At 70.9% G+C, this 6,575-nt stretch carries 7 protein-coding genes; 6 read left to right on the forward strand and 1 reads right to left on the reverse strand.

Going from position 1 to position 6,575, the window contains the following annotated elements:
* The 6 genes from OOT08_RS05990 to OOT08_RS06015 form a co-directional block, all read left to right on the forward strand.
* Window positions 1-710, forward strand: a 710-nt coding sequence (locus OOT08_RS05990) for an ABC transporter permease (protein ID WP_325091676.1), incomplete at its 5' end; no start/stop codon positions are given.
* Window positions 711-828: 118 nt separating this feature from the next.
* The gene (locus OOT08_RS05995; protein WP_325091677.1) at window positions 829-1,986 is read left to right on the forward strand and encodes an ABC transporter substrate-binding protein; all 1,158 of its coding nucleotides are present in this window, start codon (window positions 829-831) and stop codon (window positions 1,984-1,986) included.
* 74 nt (window positions 1,987-2,060) lie between these two features.
* Entirely contained in the window at window positions 2,061-2,906 is an 846-nt protein-coding gene (gene cofE, locus OOT08_RS06000) for a coenzyme F420-0:L-glutamate ligase (RefSeq protein WP_325091678.1), read from the forward strand.
* On the forward strand, window positions 2,884-3,567 hold the full coding sequence (gene cofC / locus OOT08_RS06005) for a 2-phospho-L-lactate guanylyltransferase (RefSeq protein WP_325091679.1): 684 nt from the start codon (window positions 2,884-2,886) through the stop codon (window positions 3,565-3,567). The genes cofE and cofC overlap by 23 nt, the downstream gene beginning before the upstream one ends.
* A gap of 38 nt (window positions 3,568-3,605) precedes the next feature.
* Window positions 3,606-4,817 carry a homoserine O-acetyltransferase MetX gene (metX, locus tag OOT08_RS06010; protein ID WP_325091681.1) on the forward strand — a complete coding sequence of 404 codons (1,212 nt, stop codon included), beginning with the start codon at window positions 3,606-3,608 and terminating at the stop codon, window positions 4,815-4,817.
* Between the two features lie 120 nt (window positions 4,818-4,937).
* A complete protein-coding gene (locus OOT08_RS06015) occupies window positions 4,938-5,555 on the forward strand; it encodes a hypothetical protein (RefSeq protein ID WP_325091682.1) in 618 nt (205 codons plus the stop codon).
* A gap of 91 nt (window positions 5,556-5,646) precedes the next feature.
* On the opposite strand, the gene OOT08_RS06020 is transcribed toward OOT08_RS06015, so the two are convergent.
* Window positions 5,647-6,575: CNNM domain-containing protein (locus OOT08_RS06020; protein WP_325091683.1), on the reverse strand; the 929-nt coding region annotated here is incomplete at its 5' end.

A 6,575-nucleotide genomic window follows, 5' to 3' on the forward strand; every position in this document is an offset into this window, starting at 1 on the left:
AGGGGGCCGTGGCTGCGTTGCGGGTTCCCCAGTTCATCCTGCCGTCGCCCCTCGCGATCGGGGAGCAGCTTGTCGCGTTCGGGGGGAGCGTGGTGAGCGGGAGCATCAACACCGGGCTGAACGCGCTCGTTGGCCTCGTGGCGGGCAGCGTCCTCGCGGTGTTGCTCGCCACCCTGTCCGGGTTTTTGCGGCCCGTGGATCAGATGAGCGCGCCCCTGGTCGCCGCGGTCGCGGTGGTGCCGATTGTCGCGCTGGCGCCCGTGCTCTACAGCATGTATGGGGCCGATCGGGAGACGACCCGGCAGGTGGTGGCGGGGCTGGCGACGTTTGTGCCGGTGTATACGAATACGCTGCGGGGTCTGCGACAGGTGGCTCCCGTGCACCGGGACCTGTTGCGCGCCTACGGGGCGAGCCGGTGGCAGAGCGCCCGGAAGGTGACGCTGCCCGGGGCGATCCCGCACGCGTTCACGGGGCTGCGCATCGCGTCCTCGCTCGCGGTGGTCTCGGCGCTGATCGCCGAGTACTTCGGCGGGCCGGTGAGCGGCCTTGGCAAGGCGATCACCTCGTCCGCCTCCAGCAGCAACTATTCGCTGGCCTGGGCCTATGTCTTCGGTTCGATCGTGCTCGGCACCGTGTTCTACGCCGTGACGCTGGCGCTGGAGCGCGCGGTGAGCACGCGGCTCGCGCCCCGAACCGCCGCGGCGGGCTGAGCCCGGAAGCGACGCACAGGCCCCCGTTCTTTCCCCGCCTACGACGACCACCACGACGACCTCGCTCGGCGCACACCGCTCAGCAGCAGCGCCAAGCAACGACAGAAAGGAGCAGCACATGACACAGATAGCTCCACCCACACGGGTGTGGACGCGACGGGGTGTCGGGGTGCTCGGCGCCCTCGGACTCGTCTTCTCGTTGGCTGCCTGCAGCACTGAGAACGACTCGACCGCGGATGGCTCCGGCCTCACCCCGGTTTCCCTGCAACTGCAGTGGGTTGCGCAGGCCCAGTTCTCCGGGTATTACGCCGCGCTCGATCAGGGGTTCTTTGAGGACGAGGGCCTCGATGTGACCCTCGTCGAGGGGGGACCGGACATCGTTCCCCAGGATGTGCTCGCCGCGGGCGACGTCGATTACGCCGTGGCCTGGGTCCCGAAGGTCCTCGGCTCGATCGAGCAGGGGGCCCCGATCACGAACGTCGCCCAGATCTATGAGCGCTCCGCCACCACGCAGATCTCCTTCGTGGATCAGGACATCACCACCGCCGCCGATCTGGATGGCAAGTCCGTGGGCAGTTGGGGCTATGGCAACGAGTGGGAGCTCTTCGCCGGGATGCAACAGGCCGGGGTGGAGCTCGCGGACATCACCCTCATCCAGCAGGCCTTCGATATGAACGGCTTCCTGTCCGGCGACATCGACGCGGCTCAGGCGATGACCTACAACGAGTACGCCCAGGTCCTGGAAACCGTGAACCCCGCGACCGGGAAGCTGTATCAGCCTGAGGAGCTCAACGTCATCAACTGGAACGACGAGGGCACCGCGATGCTGCAGGACGCGATCTGGTCCTCCTCGGAGCGGCTCGAGAGCGATGCGGAGTTCGGCGAGACCACCGTTCGCTTCCTGAAGGCCGTCGTCCGCGGCTGGGCCTTCGCGAAGGACAACCCGGAGGAGGCGGCGTCGATCGTCGCGGCCGCCGGGTCGACCCTGGGCGAGAGCCACCAGCTCTGGATGACCAACGAGGTCAACAAGGTGATCTGGCCGTCGACGAACGGGGTGGGCTACATCGATCAGACCGCCTGGGATCAGACGGTCGAGATCGCGCTGGGTACCCGCAACGAGAGCGGGGCGACGATTATCACGACGGATCCGCCGGACAACGCCTTCACGAACGAGTTCATCAGCCAGGCGCTTGAGGAGCTCGAGTCGGACGGATTCGACACGAAAGACCCCGGTTTCACTCCGATCACCGTCGAGCTACGCGAGGGAGGGAACTGACGCACCGCCCGGCCCCGGCCGCGTCTCCGCCCGGAGCCGCGGCCGGGGTTCACCGTCTTCCGAAAGGGGCACTCGTGTCCGCTACTGATGCTCTCCCGCCCGGGGCCGTGCTGGCCTGGGCGCTGCCCGGCCTGCCCGAGGTCGTCCCCGGGGACGACCTCGTCGCCCTCATCCTGACCGCCGCCGCCGGGAGCCTCCGCCCGGGGGATGTCCTGGTTGTCACGAGCAAAATCGTGTCGAAGGCGGAGGGTCGGATTCACGCGGCCGACACGCGGGCCGCCCTGATCGAGGCGGAGACCGCGCGGGCCGTGGCCACCGTGCACGCCCCCGACGGCCCCGTGCCCATCGTGGAGAATCACCTCGGCATCGTGCAGGCCGCGGCCGGGGTGGACGCGAGCAACACGGAACGGGGCACGGTGTTGACCCTGCCGCGCGACCCGGACCGCTCCGCGGCGGCCATTCGCGCCGGGGTGCTCGCCCGGGCGGGTATCGAGGTGGGCGTGCTCATCACCGACACCGCCGGTCGCGCCTGGCGGCTCGGGCAAACCGACCTGGCGATCGGCTCGGCCGGGGTCGCGCTCCTCGCGGACGAGCGCGGGCAGCACGACTCGCACGGCGCGGTGCTCAGCGCGACCGTCCGCTGCCTCGGCGACCAGATCGCCGGGGCCGCGGACCTCGTGAAGGGGAAACGGGACGGGCTGCCCGTCGCGGTGCTCCGCGGCCTCGCCCCGCCCCGGAGTGCCGCCGAGGCCCCGCCCACGCGGGAGCTGAACCGGCCCCGGGCACAGGACGCGTTCTGGCTGGGCAGCGCCGAGGCCCTCCGGCTGGGCTGGGAGTACGGCTCCCGGGGCGTGCCGCTTGCCGAGCTCCCCGGGCCCGGAGCGGGAGGTGAGCCCCGTGCCGCCGGACCGCCCCGCTGAGTCCGCCTGGACCGTCATCGTGCCCGTGAAGCGCTTTGATACGGCGAAGGCCCGGCTGTCCCCCGAGCTCGCCGCCCCGGCCCGGGCCGACTTCGCCCTCGCCTTCGCCCGGGACACGATCCGGGCGCTCCTCCTCGCGCCCGCCGTCCGACGCCTCATCATCGTGAGCGACCGGCCGCCCGCGGGGCTGCCGGTCCCGGAGGGCGCGAGCGTGCTGGTCCAGCGGGGCACCGGCCTGAACCCGGCCCTGCGGGAGGCCCGGCTCGTGGCCCACGCGGCCGCGCCCGGGGACCCGATCCTGATCGCGGTCGCGGATTTGCCCTGTCTCCGCGCCGATCACGTCGATGCCGCGCTCGCGGCTGCCGGGCACCGGCGCCCCCGGCTCGTCGTCGACGCCGCGGGCACCGGGACCACCGCGATTACGCTGCCGCCCGCCGCCGAACTCTCGCCGAGCTTCGGGCCGGACTCGGCCGCCCGGCACCGGCGGGCCGGCTTCCGTGAGCTGCGGCTCCCCCGGGACCACACGCTGCGCCGCGATGTGGACACGCGGGAGGACCTGCGACTCGCCGAAGGGCTCGGGGTCGGCGAGCACACCCGGGCCGCCCTCCGGCGCTGGGCCGATGGGGCGGAGCCGAGCCCGGCGGCCTCCCCGCTGTCATAAAGCACCGGCGCCGCCGAAAGCCGGGCAGAATAGGGGCTATGGACTGGCAGACACCCGAGGACTCGGCGCTCACGGATTTCGTCACGGACGCGCAACTGCGCGGGCTGATCGGCAAGCCGCCCGTGACCGGGGCGTGGCGGGACGGGGACCCGATCGGCCGCCGTCGCTTCGCGAACATCGGGCGCTTCGCGGCCGAAACCGGGGCCGAGCTGCCCCACGCGCGGATCTCCTACGAGACCTACGGCGAGCTGAACGAGGCCAAAGACAACGCCCTCCTCGTCATCCACGCGCTCACGGGCGACAGCCACCTGATCGGCAAGGCAGGAGCGGGCCACCCGACCGACGGCTGGTGGGAGGACGTGGTCGGACCGGGCAAGGCGCTCGACACCGACCGCTTCTTCATCGTCGCCCCGAACGTGCTCGGGGGGTGCCAGGGCTCCACGGGGCCCTCCTCGCTCGCCGCGGACCGGGCGGAGTGGGGCAGCCGTTTCCCCTTCCTCACGATTCGCGATCAGGTGCGGGCGATGGCCGCCCTCGGCGACAGCCTCGGCATCGATGCCTGGCACTCGGTCATCGGGGGATCGATGGGCGGCATGCACGCCCTGGAGTGGGGCATCATGTTCGGCGAGCGGGTGCGCCGCCTCGCCGTGATCGCCGCGCCCCCGGTGACGACGGCCGACCAGATCGGGCTGAACCTCGTCCAGCTGGAGGCGATCCGCAGCGACCCCTTCTTCAACGACGGCAACTACTACGACACGATCGACGGCACCGGCCCCCACCACGGGCTCGCGACCGCGCGCCGCATGGCGCTGCTGAACTACCGCAGCTTCACCGAGCTCAACGAGCGCTTCGGCCGCTCCTGGCAGTCCGCGGTCAGCCCGCTCGGCGGCGGCGGGCGCTTCGCCGTCGAGTCCTACCTGGACTTCCACGGCAACAAGTTCACCCGCCGCTTCGACGCGAACAGCTACGTCACCCTGGTGCAGGCCATGAACTCGCACGACGTGGGCCGTGGCCGCGGCGGCGTCGAGGCCGCCCTCGGCGCGCTCACGATGCCGACCCTCGTGATCGGTATCCCGAGCGACCGCCTGTTCACGATCGACGGGCAGGAAGAGATCGCCCGGCACGCCCCAGGCAACATCGACGGCGACGTCCCCTCCGTGCTGGACTCCCCCTTCGGGCACGACAGCTTCCTGATCGAACACGAGCTCGTCGGGGCCGAACTGCGCCGCCTGCTCGCAACGGAGGCGTAGCGATTCACCCCGACCGAGCGGACTCGGACGATTCGTCCTCCCTGCTCACACCCGCCTCCCACTTTCCCCGGATAGCGTAGCTCCAGAGTCCTCCCCGAGCCGTGAATTTAGGAGATCGCCGTGCCCGTTGTGCCCCGTCACCCCCTGCGCGTGGCCACGGTACTCGTGTTCGGTTTCACGGCGCTTCCCCTGGTCCTGACCGGGTGCGCTCCCAGCTCGGGCGCGAGCCTCTTCAGCTCCCTCGACGGCTCCGCCGAGTCCGAGGGCGTGCGCCTGCAGGCCGCAGACTCCGGCCTGCTTGAGGCGCCAACGCACCAGTCGTTCCTCGTGGACTCGATCGCGAGCGGCCGGCTCCTGGACGCCGCGGGAGCGGAATCCTTCGCGGGTCCCCTGCTGGCCGCCGGTGACCTGAGCGTCACCGATGGCCTGATCACCCAGGCCACGATCTCGGTCACCGCGCCGATGGTGACCAACGTCGTGTTTGCGCTCTCCGAGCCCGTCCTGCTGCGCCGCGACGGAAACGACGGCGAGGCCTTCGCCGCGGTCGGCACCCTGACCTACGGCGAGACGGTGCTGCCCAACACGGAGATCCGGATCACCCCGGCCCTGACAGCCGAGGGCGGCTCGGTCACGGCGAGCATCGGACTCCCCGAGAACTTCTTCCAGGCGGAGACCCCCGACGCCGGCACCCTCGAGGTCACCGTGCAGGTGCAGCCCGAGGTCATCGACCCCGAGTAGGCGCTCGGCCCACCCGCCGCGCCCACGACACACCAACGCCCCGTCCGAACGTTCTCGGGCGGGGCGTTGGTGTGTGCGGCGGAGCGGTGAACTACTCGAAGCGGATCCGGCGGGTCGCGTCGCGAACCTCGCCGACCAGCTCCTCGATGATGTCCTCCAGGAACAGCACGCCGGTCTCCGTGCCGTCCGCGGTGAGCACCCGCGCGATGTGCACCCCGGCGTTCTGGAGCCGCGCCAGGGCGTCCTCCAGATCCGTCTCCTCGTGCACGGTCATCGTGCTGCGGACCCGCTTGGCCGGGATCGGCTCGTGCGCGCGCGTCTCCCCCATCCCCAGGATGTCCTTGACGTGCACATAGCCGACGAGCTCGCCGCTCGCGTTCGCGAGCAGGTAGCGGGAGAAGCCGTGCCGCGTGACCGCGGCCTCGACGTCCGCCGGGGTCGCCGTCACCGGCAGGGTCACGAGCTCGGCCCGGTTCAGCGTGAGGTCCTTCGCCTTCTTCGTGGTGAACTCGAAGGCCGCGGTGAGCGCGCCCGTCGTGTCCTGTAGCAGGCCCTCCCGGGTCGAGTGCTGCACCATGTTGGCCACCTCGTCCAGCGTGAAGGTGCTGTTGGCCTCGTCCTTGGGCTCCACCTTGAACCAGCGGAGCACCCCGTTGGCGATCCGGTTCAGCATTCGGGTGATCGGCCCCAGGACCCGGGACACGAGCACGAGCGGCGGCGCGAGCAACAGCACGGCCTTGTCCGGCACCGAGAAGGACGCGTTCTTCGGGATCATCTCGCCGAAGACGACGTGCAGGTACGTGACGAGCACCAGGGCGATCACGAAGGACGCGATGCCGACGGCCTGCGCCGACAATCCGAGCCACTCCAGCGGCCCCTGCATGAGGTGGTGGATGGCGGGCTCGGACACGTTCAAGATCAGCAGCGAACACACGGTGATGCCGAGCTGGCAGGTGGCCAGCATGAGCGTCGCGTGCTCCATCGCGTACAGCGCGGTCTTCGCCCGCTTCGAGCCCGCCT

It is taken from the genome of Leucobacter sp. M11 (assembly GCF_035726885.1).
Taxonomy (GTDB): Bacteria; Actinomycetota; Actinomycetes; order Actinomycetales; family Microbacteriaceae; genus JAPFRB01.